The sequence below is a fragment of the Flavobacterium paronense genome (assembly GCF_030409795.1).
Lineage (GTDB): Bacteria > Bacteroidota > Bacteroidia > Flavobacteriales > Flavobacteriaceae > Flavobacterium > Flavobacterium paronense.
Genome location: NZ_JAUFQN010000019.1, coordinates 2917107 through 2934977 on the forward strand (window position 1 = coordinate 2917107; position 17871 = coordinate 2934977).

A 17871-nucleotide genomic window follows, 5' to 3' on the forward strand; every position below is an offset into this window, starting at 1 on the left:
TTTAGTTTTAGTTTTTCTGTTTGTAAGCTGCTATGGTTTCGTATTTTTCTGTTTTATATATCTTTTCTATTTGTGCAAAAACTTTGTTCCTGAAAGCGAAGCCCAGAACTCCGGCTAAGGCTACAAAAAGAAGCCCAACATTAGCAGAAAAAAGATAAAAGCCAAGCGCATATAACAGCATTGGCACGAGCAATTTTGGTATTGAAATTAGCATTGTTTTTACATTAAAAGCTTGTTTATCGCCGAAAGCCTTATTAGCCATAGTCAAATCGATTGGGGTTTTAACAAATGCACCGCCAAGCATTACCAAATGAGAATTGACACCAATATTATAAAGCGCTCCAACCACAATCAACAAATAGATGTGCAGTCCAAAATACAAATAAAAAGAAGCGAGCACGGTTGAAATCAAAGTGCCAATAACCATTAGCCACCATTTTGAACTGATGTATTCCCGGTATTGAATATTTTGACTCATCATCAGTTGATAATAAGCACTATCCCAACTTGGGACAAATTGTCCGAATGTGAATAAAAATCCCCCCGAAACAAATATCCCGGCAAATACATGCATCGCCGGATTATTGTAGGCCTCAATTGAATTTGTAAAAAATAATAAGCCGTAAAAAATGAAAAGAAAACTCATGATAACCGTAGTTCGGGAACGTTTGTTTCGTTTCAAAAGTTTGATATCGTTTTTGAGAAAAGTGCCCAGTGTTCCAAATTGGTTTAACCAAGTGAAGTCTTCTGTTTTGGCTTCATCGCTTTTTTTGGCTAAACCGGTATCCAGATTTAAGTTCTTTTTGAAATAGTCAAAAGAAAAGTAATAGGTTACAATGGCTAAAAGTATCGGAATCAGAAACAAATAATAAGTGCTGTACATTCCCTGAAAAAAAGGTTGCGTATACTTGGTTACATCAAAAAGCTGATAGTATTGAGCCAATCCCAAACTCGCAACTACAGCTAAAAGGGAATAAAAAACGCTATCCTTATTATTGAGCAAAACATTGATAAAATTATTAGCAAAAATCAATGCCATCATTCCCAAATGCCATAAAATTGCCTGATATCCGTAACCGTGAGTTAACAAAACAATCGTGAACGGAATAAAGAAAAAAGCATGTAAAATATTGAAAAACGAAATGCTCGTTTTCCCTAAAGAAAAATGGACAATGGTATCTCTTTTTATGGGTAAATTCAACAACGGTTTGATATTGGTAACCGGCATCTTTTGAAAAAAATACCGAATCACTAAATCTACAACCAAATAATAAATCAGGTATTTATTGACTGTTGCCAAAGGTTCCAGATGCAAATCTTCCTTTAGTAAAAAGAAAACCGCAACACCTGCGCCAATAAAAATAAGCATGAAATAGGCGGCTACAAAACCCATTACTATTTTCAATGCTAAATTAGTGGCAAAAGAAGCCGAACGAAAAAAAGCTTTCCATTCGAGGTAAATGAAGTGTTTAAACATAGTGATTGTTTTTGGTTTTTGGAATTAGTTCCTAAATGTAGAAAAAAGTTACAGTATTGCAAAAGTCTTTTTTGGGAAGCAGGTTTGTGAGGGTTTTACCATGCTTATCATAAGGTTATATTCGTAGTGCGTGCGATGTGTGTCCGATGTGTGTGCGATGTGTGTGCGATGTTTTACTATTTTTATCGGATACACATCGGACACACATCGCATTCAAATCGGATACACTACGAATATAACTATAACAAACAAGGCCTGTGCAATTATCCATATTTACCTCTCAATAGGAGCAACATTCTTTTTCACATTACTAAAAGACAATTTTTGATTTTAAACTATCTTTGCAAAAAATCAATTTCATGTCAGCCTTTTATAAATTACAAATCAAAGAAGTAAAGCACGAAACTGCTAATGCCATTTCTGTTGCTTTTAACATTCCGGCCGAATTAAAATCGGCTTATCAATTTACTGCCGGTCAATATGTAAACCTAAAGTTAACTTTAGACGGACAAGAAATACGCCGAGCGTATTCGGTTTGTTCTTCGCCTACTAGTGGCGAATTGCGAATTACTATTAAATCTGTTAAGAACGGGCATTTTTCTAAATTTGCGAATGAGAATTTAAAAGTGGGTGATTTACTCGAAGTGGGTCAACCGGAAGGGAAATTCACCTTTGAGCCTAGTAGCGAAAAACTAAAAAACTACGCTGGATTTGTTGCCGGAAGCGGAATTACACCTGTAATGTCTATCTTAAAATCGGTTTTAGAAAGCGAGCCAAAAAGTACTTTTGTTTTGGTTTACGGAAATAAGACGCCTGAAGAAACCATTTTTCATTCCGAATTACACGAGCTGCAATTGAAATATGTTGGTCGCCTTTTTGTGCAGTATGTTTTCAGTCAGACGAAAGTTGAGGGCGAACTTTTTGGCCGAATTGACAAGTCGACTGTGAATTTTGTTTTGAATAATAAGCACAAAGAAAAAACCTTTGATAAATTTTATTTATGTGGTCCGGAAGAAATGATTAATCAGGTTTCAACTGTTTTAAAGGAAAACAATGTTGCTGAAAAAAACATCAAATTTGAATTGTTTTCTACATCAACAGCTAATGAAAACCAGGCTGCCGAAAGTCATACCGGTCATACCAAAATTACCGTGATGGTTGACGATGAAGAGACTACTTTCGAAATGTCGCAAAAGCAAACGGTTCTCGAAGCGGCTTTAAAACAAGGCATTGACGCTCCCTATTCTTGTCAGGGTGGTATTTGTAGTTCTTGCTTGGCGCGAATTACTAATGGTACTGCCGAAATGAAAAAGAATTCGATTTTGACGGATAGCGAAATTGCTGAAGGATTAATTTTAACGTGTCAGGCGCATCCAACCTCTGCGGAACTTTATGTGGATTATGATGATGTTTAGTTAGAAGAAAGAAAAAAGAAAAAAGACAAAACTTCCTTAATTGGGAGTTTTTCTATTTTATGGAAGATTGTATTTTTTCAACAACCGTTTTGGGAGCAATACTTCGCATCGCTTCTTCATAACCTGAAACTTTTTTATTTCCATAAACCGAAGTTGGTAGCATTGGAAACTTTTCTCTATCAGAAACTAAACAATTTTCAAACGGTTGATTGAATGGTGCAAATCCGGCAAAAGGATGTGTGGCGCCCCAAAGTGTGATTACTTTTATTCCCAACATCGCAGCAATATGTGCGTTTCCGGAATCCATGGAAAGCATTGTGTCAAGATTGGAAATCAACTCTAATTCTTGTTTAAGATTTAGTTTCCCGGCAACATTTATTACGTTCTCTTTTCCGTTGGCAAACAAATTAAGAATCTCAATTTCTTTATTTCCGCCACCAAAAAGGAAGATTTTAGTATTTGTATCAGATGCTAATTCTTCTACAACTTGTTGCATCAAATCCTGCGGATACACTTTGCTTTCGTATTGCGCAAATGGAGCTATTCCAATCCATTTTTGATTTGCTTTTTCGCTTGTAATTGCTACAATTTCTTTAGACAAAACAGTCTTTTGAGGAAACTTAGGATTCGATAAATCAATAGTAAACCCTAACTTTTTGAACGTTTCAACATGCCTTTCAACCATGGTTTTGACTGGCTTGAAGATTTTATTTTCAGCTCTTGTTAAGGCTTTTTTAGCTGCTCTTCCTTTATCTGTGAAAGCTATTTTTTTTCCGCTTAAGGCAAACAATGTTCTGATAATTTGTGACCGTAACACATTGTGTAAATCAGCAACAGCATCAATGTTTAATTGCTTTAAATCGGAGTATAATTTCAATAAGCCTAGGAAACCTTTATGTCTTCCTTTGACATCAACAGCAAAGAAACTCACATTCGGAATTCCGTCAAAAAAAGGTTTGAAAAAAGGTCGGGAAACTACTGTGATTTTTACTTCTGAATTCTGTTCCACCAAAGCTCTAATTACAGGAACTGTCATTGCAACATCGCCCATGGCAGATAATCGGATGACAGCTATATGTTGGATTGGGTTTGACAATTATGCTAAATTTTAAAAACCATTAAGGTATTAAGGTTCATTAAGTTCTTCTTAATTTTCTTAATACCTTAATGGTTTAAATTTTTATATTATTTCTTGTTTTGATACAAAACCGGATTCAAATCGTCGTCGTTGTACATTTTCATTTGCTTGTATACTTTCATGAATTTGTCACCGTTTTCAATATCTGTAATTAAATCATCAATGGCTGTTGACAAATCGGTTCTTTGTTCTAACAGTACATTTAATTTAGCTTGGCATTTATCACGGTGTTCTTGTGAAGCTTCAGCACGAGTTGCTTCTTCTGTCATGTGGTAAATTTTTAAAGCTAGAATCGATAATCTGTCAATCGTCCAGGCTGGACTTTCGGAATTTATTTTTGCATTGTCTTTTACTTTGACATTGCTGTATTTTTGAAGAAAGTAGCTGTCTATATATTCTACCATATCCGTGCGCTCTTGATTGGAAGCATCTATTCTTCTTTTTAAAACCAAAGCGGCAACCGGGTCAATATTTGGGTCCCGTATTATATCTTCAAAATGCCATTGCACCGTATCAATCCAGTTTTTGAAATACAACAAATGTTCTATTTTTTCTTTTGGATATGGGTTATTTACGGGTTGATCTACGTTGTCATAAACGTGATAATCCCTAATACTTTGTTCAAATATAGAATAGGCAAATTTTGAAAACATACTTTTAAATTTTATTTTATTTGATACAATTTGACCAAAAGGTTTCGTGTACAAAGATAGTTTTTTATACTTTTACCTAAACATACAAATTCCCACATTCATGCATCTTCACAATATTTCTGAAAACAATAGTATCCTCAATCATTTTTTGGCACAAATTCGTGATGTTAACATCCAAAAAGACAGCATGCGTTTCCGAAAAAACATTGAGCGCATTGGTGAAATCATGGCGTATGAATTGAGTAAAACGCTGGAATATAAAAACATTGATGTACAAACTCCGTTAGGCATTAAACACACCACAACTATTGCTGATAATGTAGTTTTATGTTCAATTCTTCGTGCCGGATTAGCATTGCATATGGGTTTTATGAATATCTTCGACAATGCTGAAAACGGTTTTGTTTCGGCTTATCGTCATCATTATGACAACGATGATAAATTTGATATTTTAGTTGAATACCAAGCTGCTCCATCTTTCGAAAATAAGAATCTGATTTTAATTGACCCGATGTTAGCTACAGGACAATCGATTGTGGCGGTTTTACACAAATTGCATTTGGAACAAAAACCAAAAGAAATTCATATTGCAGTTGTAATTGCTGCACCGGAAGGAATTGCTTATCTTCAAAAAAATCTTCCTGATAATTTTCATCTTTGGATTGCGGCGATAGATGAAAAACTTAACGAGAAAAACTACATTGTTCCTGGTCTTGGCGATGCAGGCGATTTGGCTTACGGAAGCAAATTATAGCTGGAAGAAGTAACTGAAACAACAGCCCAACATAAGTAATAGCAACACGATTTCCTGATATATTTTGCTTTGTGAATATTCAATATTTGTTGTGCACATTACTGATAATGGCATAAATGTGAAGATTAACATATCACTGTTTTTATCTGGTGAAATCAAAAAAATCGTTACTCCTATTAAAAATCCAAATATCATTTTCTTGTAAGAAGCTTGTAAAATCAGTGGCTTATTTGTTAAAGAAATAACCAACGATAAAAGAAAATACAATCCAATAACTACAAAAAACGAGAGTGCTATATTTTGATAATTATTGGTAAAATAATCTAATTGAAAATTAGTTTGCGTTTGATTTATAATATGATCAATCCAAGTTTTGTCAAAGGCCAAGGCCAAAAATAAAAAGATAACTATTGTTGCAAAAAATGCCACAAATGGTAAAAGCCAATTTCTATAATCTCTTGAAACATGGAATATTATAGAGACATATACTAGGATAATGAAAAGAATACACCAAAAATGAAACAGGCTGGCAATGAAAATCCAAATCGAAGCATCGAAAATCTTTTCTTTTGGCGCTTTTAACGTTTGTAGAGAAATTAATCTTCGAATAGCCAGAAGTAGAAAAAAATTGGCAAACAATAAATTAAAATTATTAAAAATAGATGGGAAAATGAGTAGAAATAGCAAGAAAAATAAAATCGTATAACTGCTGTTTTTCGTTAGGTTGTTCTTTTTTACAGTAAAATTTACCAAGAAAAAGGAAGCCAATAATAACAAAATTAGCATTGCTGTTTTCGAGAATCCAACTGAATCAATCGTAGCTAACAAATCACTTGACTGATACAAAAAAAAGAAAAGCAGCAACAAAACTATCACCAGTGCATTATTAAGTAGTGTAGATTTTTTAAAAACGCTTGTTATCATGAGGATATTTTATACATTTGTGCTGTAAATATAACATTTTATAAAATGAGAGCATTTTTTGAAGGCATTCAATCTTTATTTGTAGACTTTTTATTCAAACCACTTGATTTTTTACGCTCTTTAGAGTTAAGCAGTTGGTGGTTGGCTAACATTGTTAGTTGGACATTGATGATTGTTTGTGGATATTATATCGTATACTGGTGCAAAGAATTGTCAAAACATAAAGCCAACAACGAAGAAAACCAAGATACAACGGCTCATTCTTTTTTAAAGTAAATCAAAGCCGATATCTTTTCTAAAATACATCTTATCAAAGTGTAGCTTGTCTATATTTTGGTAAGATTTTTTTATGGCTTCTTGGAAATCATTTCCAAAAGAGGTAACTGCCAAAACTCTTCCGCCATTAGTTACTACTTTCCCGTTTTCAAGTTTTGTTCCTGCGTGGAAAACGATAGAACCTTCAACTTTGTCTAGGCCTGAAATTTCGTAACCTTTTACGTAATCTTCCGGATAACCGCCAGAAACCATCATTACTGTTGTGGCGCTTCTTTCATCAATGGCTAACGAAACTTCATCTAATTTCCCATCGGCTACAGCCTGAAATAATTCGACTAAATCGGATTTAATTCTTGGAACTACCACTTCAGTTTCGGGATCTCCCATTCTGACATTATATTCAATTACTATTGGTTCACCTTTAACAATGATTAATCCAATAAAAACAAAACCTTTATATTCAATTTCGTCTTTTTGCAAACCTTCAACGGTTGGTTTTACAATTCGGGTTTCTATCTTTTCTAACAAAAGGGCATCTGCAAATGGAACGGGGGAAATAGCTCCCATGCCGCCGGTATTTAAACCTGTGTCTCCTTCTCCAATTCGTTTATAATCTTTGGCAGTTGGTAAGATTTTATAATTTTTTCCGTCTGTTAATACGAAACAACTCAATTCAATTCCATCCAAAAACTCTTCGATAACTACTTTATCACTAGCAGTTCCGAATTTGGCATGAACCAACATATTTTGTAATTCTGTTTTTGCTTCTTCTAAATCGTGAATAATTAAAACGCCTTTGCCTGCCGCTAATCCGTCAGCTTTTAAAACATAGGGAGGTTGTAATGTTTCTAAAAATTCGCACCCTTTTTTGACAGTAGCTGCTGTAAAACTATTATATGCTGCTGTTGGTATGGAGTGTTTAACCAGAAATTCTTTGGCAAATTCTTTACTTCCTTCTAATTGAGCACCAACTTTTGATGGTCCAATAACCGGAATGTGATTTAGCGCTGAATCATTTTTAAAAAAATCATAAATCCCTGATACCAAAGGATCTTCCGGGCCAACCACAACCATTTCAACCTTTTCTTGAATTGCAAATGTTTTTATGGTATTAAAATCGGTTGGGTTGATAGAAATATTTGTTGCTATTGCTGCAGTGCCAGCATTTCCTGGAGCAACAAAAAGTGTTGAGCATTTTGAACTTTGTACCATTTTAAACGCCAAAGCATGTTCTCTACCGCCAGAGCCAAGTAATAAGATGACCATTTTTATTTTATTTTGATTGCAAAAATAACCTTTTATCTAATAAAGATTTATTAAAAAATTAAGTGGTTGAAATAAAAATGCTATTTTTGTTTCCAATTATTTAAAATTAAAAACAATGAAAAAATTATTACTTACTTTTTCTTTAATTGCCTTAAACTCAACTATAAACGCTCAGTGGACATCTCAAGGTACCGGTTTTGCAGCTGCAAGCAGAGGTTTGAACCAGATTAGTATTGTTGATGCTACTACAGTGTGGGCTCTTGCTTATGATGGTGCTCCAATTGATGCATCTCATCCAACTACTCTTAACATTCAAGAATTTACAAGAACAACAGATGGTGGTACTTCATGGGCTACAGGAACCATAGATGTAGGAAATACGGTTTGGGAACTAAATAATATATCTCCTGTTAGCGCAACTACAGCTTGGGTTTCGGCAATAAACAATATCACTGGAGATCCAGAAAATGGTGTTGGGTATATTTATAAAACTACTGATGGTGGCTCTACTTGGAATCAACAATTAGCTAGTGGTTTTCAAACAGCAGGTTCTTCTTTTTTAAATGGAGTTTACTTTTTTAATGCTAACGTTGGTATTGCTTATGGTGATCCAATTGGTTCAGGATTAGGAGAATTTGAAATTTACAGAACTACTGATGGTGGTGCTAACTGGACTCAACTAACCGCTGCTGCCTTACCAAACCCATTAAATGGTGAGTATGGCTACAACAGTACTCCAACTGCTGTTGGAAATACCTTGTGGTTCCCAACAAATAAAGGTCGTTTGTACAGAACAAATGATGCTGGGGTAACTTGGACTGTAGCTCAAGCACCTTTGACTGATTTTGGCGCGGCTTTACCAGCAAATAGTGGAAATGTTCATTTTAGTGATATAAACAATGGTTATTTATTAAAAACCTCTGGTACCGTTGCTACACCTGTTTACACCTATTATACAACTACAAACGGAGGAACTACATGGACCCCAACATCCGGTTCGCCATTTACAGGTACGCGTCAGATTCTTAATTATATTCCTGGAACTACTACAATCGTTGCGACTTCTCAAGCGGCACCGGTTGGAACATCTGTTAGTGCAAACAACGGAGTAACTTGGACTGACCTTGAGCCAGCCGGAACAGAACAAAGAGGAACATCTGCTTTTTTAAACGCAACTACTGGTTGGTGTGCAGGTTTCAGTGATGGAGATCCTTTAGGCTCAGCAGGGATTTTTAAATTATCAGGTACATTAGGTGTTGATAATTCAGGAACTGTTGCTAAGTTTAAAGTTTATCCTAACCCAGCTACTTCAGTAGTAACAATTTCTACTCCAGATGTTGATACTGCAAATTTATCCGTAACTGATTTATCTGGTAAAGTTGTTATGACTAAATCATTAAATGGGATTGAGAATACTATAGATATTTCTACCCTTTCTACTGGCGCTTATTTCTTCGAATTAAGCTCTAACAATAAAAAAGAAGTGGTTAAAATTCTTAAAAATTAATTCCAAATAAAATAGTATTTTTAAGGGCTAACAAATGTTAGCCCTTTTTTTATGGTAATGTTTAATCTTTTCAATCTATCGCTTCGGTTAAATGGTTTTCCTATGAAGGAAGCGCAACAGGAATTGGATAAAATTCTAGCTGTTTCTCAAGTAGATTATGAAAACTATGTAAATCAAAAGAAAAAGGAAATTGTTGATTATCATTTAAAAAACAACAAATCATATCAGGAATTTGTTGGATTGAAATCCTTTGAAAATTGGAATGAACTTCCAATAATGACTAAGAGACAATTTCAAAAGCCTCTATCAGAAAGACTTTCAGAAGGATTTACCTCATCAACTGTTTATGTAAACAAAACCTCTGGTTCAAGCGGTGATCCCTTCATTTTTGCTAAAGATAAATTTTGTCATGCCTTGACTTGGTCAAATATTATTTATCGGTTTGGATGGTTTGGACTTGATTTTAATTCGTCTTCACAAGCTCGGTTTTATGGAATCCCATTTGATTTTATTGGCAACAAAAAAGAACGTATAAAAGACTTTTTGAGTCATCGGTATCGATTTACTATTTTTGATTTATCTGATAAAGTTTTAGAAAAATTTTTAATCAAATTTCAAAAGAAAAAATTCGATTATATTAATGGATATACAAGTTCGATAGTTTTATTTGCTAAATTTTTACAAAAGAAAAATATTGTCTTAACTACAATATGCCCAACACTGAAATGCTGTATAGTAACTTCTGAAATGCTTTTTGAGGATGATAAACTTTTGCTCGAAAAACAATTTGGAATTCCAATTATCAATGAATATGGAGCATCTGAATTAGATTTAATTGCGTTTCAGAATACAAATGGCGAATGGCAAGTGAATTCTGAAACCTTGTTTGTAGAAATTTTAGATGAAGATAATACTGTTTTGCCTAACGGAAAAGAGGGACGAATTGTGATTACATCTTTATACAATAAAGCACATCCTTTTATCCGATATGATATTGGTGATGTTGGAATTTTAGATGAAAAAAGCACCACAAAAAAACCAATCCTAAAGAAACTAATTGGTAGAACCAATGATATTGCGTTTTTACCTAGTGGGAAAAAATCTCCGGGACTAACATTTTATTACGTTACCAAAAGCATAATAGAAGATGACGGAAATGTTAAAGAATTTGTCATAAAACAAACCAAAATCAATACTTTTGACATCGACTATGTAAGTGAAATAGAATTGACGTCAATTCAAATTCAAAACATTGAAAAAGCCATCGCTACCTATTTAGAAAGTGGTTTGACTTTTTCATTCACACGTAAAGAAAAATTAGAACGCAGTAAAAGCGGAAAATTAAAACAGTTTGTTTCTTTAGTAAAATAAATCATGAGAATTACAATTGTAGCCGGAGCAAGACCAAATTTCATCAAAATAGCACCCATTATTAAAGCGATTGAGAAAAAGCAAAATGAAGGAGCAGGTATTTCTTATCGTCTGGTTCATACGGGTCAGCATTATGATAAAAATCTTAGCGATACTTTTTTTGAAGAATTAAACATTCCGCATCCAAATGCAAATCTGGAAGTAAAAAGCGGTTCTCAATCAGTTCAAACAGCCGCCATAATGATTGCATTTGAACAAGAACTGTTGCAAAATCCGTGCGAGTTAGTTTTGGTTGTAGGCGATGTAAACTCAACTATGGCTTGTGCCATTGTTGCCAAAAAATTAAATATAAAAGTCACTCACGTTGAAGCCGGAATTCGTTCAGGCGATATGACGATGCCCGAAGAAATCAACAGAATAGTTACAGACAGCATTACAGATTATTACTTTACAACCTCAACTTGGGCTGGTCAAAATCTATTAAAATATGGTGCCGAACCTTCAACTATTCACTTTGTTGGTAACGTAATGATTGATACTTTACATCAAAATTTAGATAGAATTTCAGCGCCAGTTTTTTGGAAGGAATTTGGTTTAGAAAATGGAAACTATATTATCTTAACCTTACATCGCCCGGCAAACGTTGACGAAGAAAAATCACTTATAAATCTATTGGAAGGGATTGATAGCATGGTAGGCAATAAAAAAATTATTTTCCCAATTCATCCAAGAACCAAAGCAATTTTGGGTGAAACCAATCTACAACTAAAAAATATTCTCTTTGTTGAACCTCAAGGGTATCTAAATTTCATGTATTTAATTAAAAACAGTTTTGCTGTGATTACAGACTCTGGTGGAATTTCAGAAGAAACTACAGTTTTAGGCATTCCTTGTTTTACAATGCGTAACAATACCGAAAGACCAGAAACACAAACCATTGGGACAAACACTTTAGTGGGAACATCAATTGAAAATTTAGAAAAATTCTTTAGTGCATTTTTGCAAAACGGACCAAGAAAAGCGGGAATTCCTGAACTTTGGGATGGAAAAGCATCGGAAAGAATAATCGATATTTTGCTTTCTAAAAAATAGTGGAAGATATTCTTATCATATCCAATTATTATCCGCCTGAAAAAGGTGCGGCTGCCAATCGAATTGAACAATTGGCTCTGAAACTCTATAAAAATAACTTTAACGTTTCTGTTATTTGTCCATTAGGGAATTATCCAAAAGGGGAATTGTTTTCTGAATACAAAGGCAAATTTTCAGTAACTGAAAATAGAGATAACATTACCGTGAAACGGCTTTGGATTTATCCAAGTGTTAGTAAAAATTTATTGGTTCGTATTCTTTCTGTTTTATCTTTTTCAACAACCTTATTTTTCTATTTGTTATTTAAAAAAACACCAAAGAAAGTAATCGTTCAATCGCCGCCATTATTGCTTTCGTTTATTGCTGTTTTTGTGCTTTCGTTGAAAAACAAAAAAATAATTCTCAACATTTCCGATTTATGGCCATTAGCCGCCATTGAATTAAAGGTGCTGAAAAAAGATTCGCTTTCGCATAAATTTTCTTTATTTCTTGAACGATTCATTTATAAAAAAGCAACTTTAATTTTGGGTCAATCAGACGAAATAATTACGCATGTTCATACTGTTTCCCCATTAAAAAAATGCTTTTTATACCGTAATTTTCCAGATCACAACATTCCGGAAATAGAATTGAAAACTAAAGAGAATGAGCCCATCAAACTATTTTATGCCGGCCTTTTAGGAATTGCGCAAGGCGTTCTTGAACTCTGTGAAAATATCGAATTAAAAGGACTAAATATCGAATTACACCTCTTTGGTGATGGCGCCGAAAAAACACAAATAGAGGCTTTAATTTCGGCTAAATCTTCGTCTTCTTTGTTTTTCCACGGAATGCTGGATAGAAAAGAATTACATGAAAAATTAAAATCGTTTGATATCGCCATTGTTCCTTTGAAAACCAGAATTTATGGTTCGGTTCCTTCCAAGATTTTTGAATACGGCTCGCTTGGTTTCCCGATACTTTATTTTGGTGGTGGTGAAGGAGAAACGATTGTAAATGATAACCATTTGGGTTGGGTTGCCTCGGTTGAAAATTATCAGGATTTGAATGAAAAGCTTAAAGAAATTTCTAGCCTGAGTAAATCGGAATTAGACGTAATGAAAAAACAAGTTTTTAAACAGTCTCAAAAAATATTTGATTTAGATAATCAAATGAAAATCCTAATTGAAAAAGGCGTTTTCTAATAAGCCTTATCTTCTCCTTTGAATATATTGAAAACGGTTTGAAAAATGATTTTAATATCCATGATTAATGACCAGTTTTCTATATAAAAGACATCTAGTTTTATCCTGTTAACCATATCTTCTTCGGTTTCAATTTCACCTCTAAAACCTTTCACCTGAGCTAAACCTGTAATGCCTGGTTTTACATAATGACGAACCATGTATTTCTTTATTTTACTGGCATAGGCTTTATTTTGTGACCACAAGTGAGGTCTTGGACCAACAACGGACATGTCACCAAGAATAACGTTAAAGAATTGTGGTAATTCATCCATGCTTGTTTTTCGCATAAACCTTCCCATTTTGGTAACTCTTGGGTCGTTTTTTGATGCTTCCTTTTCAGTAAATCCATTGACTTGCATGGATCGGAATTTATAACAATGGAATTCCTCTTCATCCATTCCGGGTCTTCCTTGTTTGAAAAAAACAGGACCTTTCGATTCTAATTTTATTAATAACGCAAGCAAAGGAATTAGCCAAGAAAGCAGAAAAATAATAACGAATAAAGAAAACAATATATCAAATGCTCTTTTTATTCCTTTAATAAATGGATTGTGAAGCTGCGTTTTTTGTAAAGAAAGAACCGGAAATAATTCGTAATAATCTATTTTTAAATTTTTCGAATAGATTTCTTTTGTATCCGGAATGAATTTTATTGTTTTATTATTCTCATCAGCAAATTCAACTAATTCTTTCAGTTTTTCATTAGAAATTTCGTTTAAAGAACAATAGATTTCGTCCACTTTATTATCTATTACGAACAAATTCAAGTCCTCTATTCTTCCTTTTACTTCTGGATTTTGCTTTTTATCTGAGAAGTATCCTAAGAATCTGTAGCCATAATCTTTTCTTGTATCAAATACTTCTTTTAAGCGGATGGCTTCTGGTGTATAACCAATAATAACGGCGTTTCTAAAATTACTTCCTGTAACTATTCTATACTTTTTTAAATAGAAAAACAATAAATATTTAAAAGTTACAATAATGCAAAAACTAATTATCATAAAGATTGCAATGGCTTTTCCGCTAAAAGTCACCGATTTTGCAAAAGGGAAAAAAGCAATTACTACCAATAGAAAAACACTGTACTGTTTCACTAATTTAGTAATAATTTCTACAGGAGTTGTAAATCGATAGACTTCATAATATTTTACAAGTATTGCAATAACAATCCAGGTGAATGATTGATAAAGAAAATAATGAAACCCGTTAAGATTTAAATCTCTAAAGAAATATAAACTTAACGTCGTTATCACCATTAGATCGAAAAGAATATTTATCGGTCTAATATATTTTGAGTATCTTCCTGTTTGTTGTGCAACCATATCAAATACTAGTGAATATATCCTTTAAAGTCTTTGTGTTCTTCTTTTAAAAGCTCTTCTGAAGAAAGTGATTTAAAATAATCATAAGTCAATTTCATTCCTTCTTCTCTTGATACTTTGGCTTCCCATCCCAGAATGTTTTTTGCACGAGTTGTATCGGGCTGACGTTGCATTGGATCATTAATTGGCAACGGATGATAGACTACTTTTTGAGTTGTTCCTGTTAATTTAATGATTTCATCTGCAAAGTCTTTAATCGTAATTTCGTTTGGATTTCCAATGTTTACAGGTTGTGAATAATCAGAATGAAGTAATCTAAAAATGCCTTCTACCTGATCCGTCACATAACAAAACGAACGGGTTTGACTTCCATCTCCAAAAATTGTTAAATCTTCACCTCGTAATGCTTGTCCAATGAACGCAGGAATAACACGACCATCATTCAGTCGCATTCTTGGTCCATATGTATTGAATATTCTAACTATTCTGGTTTCAACACCGTGAAAAGTGTGATAGGCCATAGTAATTGATTCCTGAAACCGTTTTGCTTCATCATAAACACCTCTTGGTCCAATGGTATTTACGTTTCCGTAATAATCTTCTGTTTGTGGATGCACTAAAGGATCTCCATAAATTTCTGAAGTAGATGCAATAAGAATTCGGGCTTTTTTGACTCTGGCCAAACCTAAAAGATTGTGTGTTCCTAAAGAGCCCACTTTTAAAGTTTGAATAGGAATTTTAAGATAATCTATTGGACTTGCAGGCGATGCAAAATGAAGAATATAATCTAGATTGCCAGGCACATGCACAAACTTGGTTACATCATGATGATAAAACTCGAAATTTTTAAGTTTGAATAAATGCTCAATATTTTTTAAATCTCCCGTAATTAAGTTATCCATTCCAATAACAAAATACCCTTCAGCTATAAAACGATCACAAAGATGCGACCCTAAAAACCCAGCAGCACCAGTAATTAATATTCTTTTCATATAATTTTTATTCTGCTTTGGAACTATTTTGAGTACTAATTCCTGTATTAAAAAGACAATACATCATCATAAAAAACACAACTCCCCTTTGTCTCCATAAAAATGATTCGGTCAAAAATAAACTTATCATTAGAAATGCGAAAGCAAAATGAACAAAATCTTTCAATTTAATCGCATTTTTAATGTTAACAATCAATAATATTAACAATAGGATAAACCCAAAAACACCTAATTCAGCAAAATTTTGAACGTATTGATTGTGAAAGTTTTTCGATTGATAACCGCTGTCCGAATCATTTTCATTCCCCATATAAAGATTGTAATGAACGGCTTTTTCTTTAATTTTTGGATAAGATGCGTTTAATCCGAAGCCTTTTAAAAAGACATTATTTTCATTCATTAACTCTGTAAAAATTCTGAATTGATAAACCCGAAATGCTGTTCCGTTAAAGTAATCATTTGGTGTAAAAGTAGGATTTGACCATGCTTCCTTTAAACTTACATAATGCACACCTGACGGAATCCCTTCAATTACATTAGTGCTTAAACTTTTATCTGTATTGTTTTGAAATTCAACTTTAAACCTATCTTTTATTCTTCCTGTCGAAAAGATTATTACTAACAATAATCCAAAAACAATTAGGTTTCTCAATCTTAATTTATGTGCCGTTTTCGAAAAAAAGAAAATGTTTAGTAGCGAAAGTAATAAAACAACAAGTATGATATTTTTGGAAGATAGTAGTAATATAAAAGCAAAAAGCAAAACAGAAAACAAATTATCCATTTTTGATTTTACTTCTTTTGTGAAAAAATAAAAGAAAGCAACTGCCACAAAAACAGACATGTGTATGGCATTCAGTAGTTTTGGAACTAATCCGTAATCGTTATCATTTTCGCCATGATAAAAGAACATTCTTGGGTCTCCAAACATACAATAGCGAATAATTGCTCGAACCAAATAGTATAAAACAAACGCTACGATAGCATAACTATAGTATTCAATGATTTTTCTTTTTTGTTCTGAAGTATTTGTTTTAAAAATCAGAAAGCCAAGTGGAATTATAAGTAATGGGATTTCTTTTGATAAGGCAGAAATTGTCTCCTCCGAATCTATCGACCAGAAATAAGAAATCACCATTAAAACATAGAGCAGAATTGGAAAAAGCAACTCTTTTTGAAGTTTAAAATTTTCCTTTTTTAAAGTAATAAAAGCAACCAACAAAAATATCCCTAAAGAAATATTGTTAATAGCAAAAGACAATGGTATTGTGATAAGGACTAAAAGTATTGAAATAAAAGAGCTGTTACTTTTATTTTCTTTTATCAGATTTTGAATAACACGCTTCGAAAAGTTGTAAATATTCACCATTTATTTTTTCCCAATTAAATTCGTTCACAATCGAATCAAAATTGTTTTGAACCAATCGCAAGTTATCATTTTTTTTGATTGAATTCAGAATATTTTTTACTTCGTTAGAATCCGAAAAATAATAGCCGTTTTCCTTTAAAATCCCTTTATTAAAATCATTGTTATGCGCAATTACTAAAGCTCTTGATGCCATTGCTTCAAGTAGCGATGGATTTGTTCCGCCGACCGAATGTCCATGGAAATATAAGTTAGAAAAATAACGAAGATTATTCAAATGTTCGAGGTTATATATTCCGCCAATGAAGCGAATATTCGAATGGTCTTTGAATTTGTTTTTTAAGTATTCCCCATATTTTGTCATGTGCTTTCCGATGACCAAAATTGGTGTTTTATCTTCATTCTTCGCAACGCCTTCAAGAACCATGTCTAAATTATTTTCTGGTTCGAAACGTGCCATTATCATATTATAGTTTTCCTTTTCTACGTCATATTCCTTTAGAATTTGATCATTAGGAGACGAAAAAGGGTATGCTCCATAAGCAATATAAGTAGATTCTTTTTTGTATTTGCCTTTCAAAAATTTTTGAATTCCTAATGAATCCGAAACCAAAAAGTCACTGCTATTGGCGGCTAATCTTTCGGCAAATTTTAAAAACTGCTGAACTGGTTTAGAATATTTTGTTCTCTTCCATTCTAATCCATCCATGTTAGTGATAATGATTGATTTTTTAGGCAACAAAAAATGCCAAACCGAATTACTAGTATACCCTAATTGCAAAATGATATCAAAATCTCTCTTTCGGGAATCTATGATGCAATTGTAGTCATAAATAAACTGTCCAAATGTCCCAAATTTATATTCGGGATCATACTGATGGATAATGTTTACACCGTGAAAAGTGGTTTCCTGAAAAGGATGGTCATGAGAATTGTAACAGTAAACTTCGTGTCCTTTTTCAACAAGATACACCGAAAAGAATTCAGCAAACTGCTCAAATCCTCCGTAATAATTGGGTACACCACGGGTTCCTAATATGGCTATTTTCATGAAATTTTATTACGGTTTGGATTTTTTCTGTTTCATTGCAA

The 17871-nt window shown here is 33.3% G+C and carries 16 protein-coding genes; 7 read left to right on the plus strand and 9 right to left on the minus strand.

Features of this window, described 5'->3' with window-relative positions:
- Positions 1-7 precede the first annotated feature (7 nt).
- The gene (locus QWY90_RS13945; RefSeq protein WP_290286629.1) at positions 8-1477 is read right to left on the minus strand and encodes a DUF5687 family protein; all 1470 of its coding nucleotides are present in this window, start codon (positions 1475-1477) and stop codon (positions 8-10) included.
- 359 nt (positions 1478-1836) lie between these two features.
- Between QWY90_RS13945 and QWY90_RS13950 the strand changes: the two genes are divergently transcribed.
- On the plus strand, positions 1837-2892 hold the full coding sequence (locus tag QWY90_RS13950) for a ferredoxin--NADP reductase (protein ID WP_290286630.1): 1056 nt from the start codon (positions 1837-1839) through the stop codon (positions 2890-2892).
- A 52-nt stretch (positions 2893-2944) separates the two neighbouring features.
- On the opposite strand, the gene QWY90_RS13955 is transcribed toward QWY90_RS13950, so the two are convergent.
- On the minus strand, positions 2945-3943 hold the full coding sequence (locus tag QWY90_RS13955; protein WP_290286979.1) for a glycosyltransferase family 9 protein: 999 nt from the start codon (positions 3941-3943) through the stop codon (positions 2945-2947).
- 134 nt (positions 3944-4077) lie between these two features.
- Positions 4078-4683 (minus strand): DUF4254 domain-containing protein, encoded by a 606-nt coding sequence (locus QWY90_RS13960; protein WP_290286631.1) that lies wholly within the window; start codon positions 4681-4683, stop codon positions 4078-4080.
- Between the two features lie 100 nt (positions 4684-4783).
- On the opposite strand from QWY90_RS13960, the gene upp reads away from it, so the two are divergent.
- On the plus strand, positions 4784-5437 hold the full coding sequence (gene upp / locus QWY90_RS13965; RefSeq protein WP_290286632.1) for a uracil phosphoribosyltransferase: 654 nt from the start codon (positions 4784-4786) through the stop codon (positions 5435-5437).
- Here upp and QWY90_RS13970 read toward each other — a convergent pair.
- On the minus strand, positions 5432-6361 hold the full coding sequence (locus QWY90_RS13970; protein WP_290286633.1) for a DUF6427 family protein: 930 nt from the start codon (positions 6359-6361) through the stop codon (positions 5432-5434). The two genes, upp and QWY90_RS13970, sit on opposite strands and share 6 nt — an antisense overlap.
- A gap of 45 nt (positions 6362-6406) precedes the next feature.
- Here QWY90_RS13970 and QWY90_RS13975 point away from each other — a divergent pair, with 45 nt between their 5' ends.
- Positions 6407-6637, plus strand: coding sequence for a DUF6341 family protein (locus QWY90_RS13975; RefSeq protein WP_290286635.1), 231 nt, complete (start codon positions 6407-6409; stop codon positions 6635-6637).
- Here QWY90_RS13975 and purD read toward each other — a convergent pair.
- Complete coding sequence (gene purD / locus QWY90_RS13980; protein WP_290286636.1) at positions 6629-7903, minus strand: phosphoribosylamine--glycine ligase; 1275 nt, start codon at positions 7901-7903, stop codon at positions 6629-6631. The two genes, QWY90_RS13975 and purD, sit on opposite strands and share 9 nt — an antisense overlap.
- 115 nt (positions 7904-8018) lie before the next feature.
- On the opposite strand from purD, the gene QWY90_RS13985 reads away from it, so the two are divergent.
- Genes QWY90_RS13985 through QWY90_RS14000 form a run of 4 tightly spaced genes read left to right on the plus strand, consistent with a single transcriptional unit; the run spans position 8019 to position 13057 of the window.
- On the plus strand, positions 8019-9410 hold the full coding sequence (locus QWY90_RS13985; protein WP_290286638.1) for a T9SS type A sorting domain-containing protein: 1392 nt from the start codon (positions 8019-8021) through the stop codon (positions 9408-9410).
- A gap of 57 nt (positions 9411-9467) precedes the next feature.
- Positions 9468-10781 carry a phenylacetate--CoA ligase family protein gene (locus QWY90_RS13990; RefSeq protein WP_290286640.1) on the plus strand — a complete coding sequence of 438 codons (1314 nt, stop codon included), beginning with the start codon at positions 9468-9470 and terminating at the stop codon, positions 10779-10781.
- Between the two features lie 3 nt (positions 10782-10784).
- Positions 10785-11873, plus strand: a complete 1089-nt coding sequence (gene wecB / locus QWY90_RS13995; RefSeq protein ID WP_290286641.1) for a non-hydrolyzing UDP-N-acetylglucosamine 2-epimerase — start codon at positions 10785-10787, stop codon at positions 11871-11873.
- On the plus strand, positions 11873-13057 hold the full coding sequence (locus QWY90_RS14000; protein WP_290286644.1) for a glycosyltransferase family 4 protein: 1185 nt from the start codon (positions 11873-11875) through the stop codon (positions 13055-13057). Before wecB ends, QWY90_RS14000 begins: the two co-directional genes overlap by 1 nt.
- Here the strand turns inward: QWY90_RS14000 and QWY90_RS14005 are convergent.
- From QWY90_RS14005 to QWY90_RS14020, 4 genes are read right to left on the minus strand one after another with little or no spacing between them, the layout of a single operon-like run.
- A complete protein-coding gene (locus QWY90_RS14005; protein ID WP_290286645.1) occupies positions 13054-14421 on the minus strand; it encodes an undecaprenyl-phosphate glucose phosphotransferase in 1368 nt (455 codons plus the stop codon). The genes QWY90_RS14000 and QWY90_RS14005 overlap by 4 nt on opposite strands.
- An 8-nt stretch (positions 14422-14429) precedes the next feature.
- Positions 14430-15413 (minus strand): UDP-glucuronic acid decarboxylase family protein, encoded by a 984-nt coding sequence (locus QWY90_RS14010; protein ID WP_290286646.1) that lies wholly within the window; start codon positions 15411-15413, stop codon positions 14430-14432.
- 7 nt (positions 15414-15420) lie between these two features.
- The gene (locus QWY90_RS14015; protein WP_290286647.1) at positions 15421-16782 is read right to left on the minus strand and encodes an O-antigen ligase family protein; all 1362 of its coding nucleotides are present in this window, start codon (positions 16780-16782) and stop codon (positions 15421-15423) included.
- Positions 16724-17830, minus strand: a complete 1107-nt coding sequence (locus QWY90_RS14020) for a DUF1972 domain-containing protein (protein WP_290286648.1) — start codon at positions 17828-17830, stop codon at positions 16724-16726. The genes QWY90_RS14015 and QWY90_RS14020 overlap by 59 nt, the downstream gene beginning before the upstream one ends.
- Between the last annotated feature and the right edge of the window lie 41 nt (positions 17831-17871).

Excerpts from the sequence above, each read along its gene's own strand:
- QWY90_RS13945 (WP_290286629.1), bottom strand. The coding sequence starts at position 1,477 with ATGTTTAAACACTTCATTTACCTCGAATGGAAAGCTTTTTTTCGTTCG.
- QWY90_RS13950 (WP_290286630.1), top strand. The coding sequence starts at position 1,837 with ATGTCAGCCTTTTATAAATTACAAATCAAAGAAGTAAAGCACGAAACT.
- QWY90_RS13955 (WP_290286979.1), bottom strand. The coding sequence starts at position 3,943 with ATGGGCGATGTTGCAATGACAGTTCCTGTAATTAGAGCTTTGGTGGAA.
- QWY90_RS13960 (WP_290286631.1), bottom strand. The coding sequence starts at position 4,683 with ATGTTTTCAAAATTTGCCTATTCTATATTTGAACAAAGTATTAGGGAT.
- upp (WP_290286632.1), top strand. The coding sequence starts at position 4,784 with ATGCATCTTCACAATATTTCTGAAAACAATAGTATCCTCAATCATTTT.
- QWY90_RS13970 (WP_290286633.1), bottom strand. The coding sequence starts at position 6,361 with ATGATAACAAGCGTTTTTAAAAAATCTACACTACTTAATAATGCACTG.
- QWY90_RS13975 (WP_290286635.1), top strand. The coding sequence starts at position 6,407 with ATGAGAGCATTTTTTGAAGGCATTCAATCTTTATTTGTAGACTTTTTA.
- purD (WP_290286636.1), bottom strand. The coding sequence starts at position 7,903 with ATGGTCATCTTATTACTTGGCTCTGGCGGTAGAGAACATGCTTTGGCG.
- QWY90_RS13985 (WP_290286638.1), top strand. The coding sequence starts at position 8,019 with ATGAAAAAATTATTACTTACTTTTTCTTTAATTGCCTTAAACTCAACT.
- QWY90_RS13990 (WP_290286640.1), top strand. The coding sequence starts at position 9,468 with ATGTTTAATCTTTTCAATCTATCGCTTCGGTTAAATGGTTTTCCTATG.
- wecB (WP_290286641.1), top strand. The coding sequence starts at position 10,785 with ATGAGAATTACAATTGTAGCCGGAGCAAGACCAAATTTCATCAAAATA.
- QWY90_RS14005 (WP_290286645.1), bottom strand. The coding sequence starts at position 14,421 with ATGGTTGCACAACAAACAGGAAGATACTCAAAATATATTAGACCGATA.
- QWY90_RS14010 (WP_290286646.1), bottom strand. The coding sequence starts at position 15,413 with ATGAAAAGAATATTAATTACTGGTGCTGCTGGGTTTTTAGGGTCGCAT.
- QWY90_RS14015 (WP_290286647.1), bottom strand. The coding sequence starts at position 16,782 with ATGGTGAATATTTACAACTTTTCGAAGCGTGTTATTCAAAATCTGATA.
- QWY90_RS14020 (WP_290286648.1), bottom strand. The coding sequence starts at position 17,830 with ATGAAAATAGCCATATTAGGAACCCGTGGTGTACCCAATTATTACGGA.